Raw genomic sequence first — 421 nt, forward strand, 5'->3', positions numbered from 1 at the left:
CTCTACAGAAGCTGCTGACTGAATTGGTTGAACATTACGGTTGGGAAGAGTTGAGTTACATGGTAAATATCAACTGCTTCAAAAAAGATCCAAGCATTAAATCAAGTTTAAAATTTTTGCGTAAAACAGATTGGGCTCGTACCAAAGTAGAGCAAATCTATATCGATTTGAAACGCTAGTCCCTTCCTTTAACAAACGCACCATTTACGGTACTAAAGTATGAAACCATTGGTGCGCATTTTATTTTACCCCCTTATATTACTCGTAAAAATCAAGAGTCTCAGAACAAGTCTAAGCTTTCAGAGCTACGTTATGAATGGTTAAAAGAATTTAGAGAAACAGCATCAGACTTCATTGGTGTATGTACTCATATAAAGTCTTGTTTCAACAACAATAGCTTTGAGGATGGTCAGTTTGATCT

General features: G+C 35.9%; 1 protein-coding gene. It reads left to right on the forward strand.

Features of this window, described 5'->3' with window-relative positions:
* Positions 1-179, forward strand: a 179-nt coding sequence (locus AB4496_RS19670) for a VF530 family DNA-binding protein (RefSeq protein WP_372131686.1), incomplete at its 5' end; no start/stop codon positions are given.
* Positions 180-421 lie beyond the last annotated feature (242 nt).

The organism is Vibrio sp. 10N.222.46.A1 (assembly GCF_041473595.1).
Lineage (GTDB): Bacteria > Pseudomonadota > Gammaproteobacteria > Enterobacterales > Vibrionaceae > Vibrio > Vibrio tasmaniensis_A.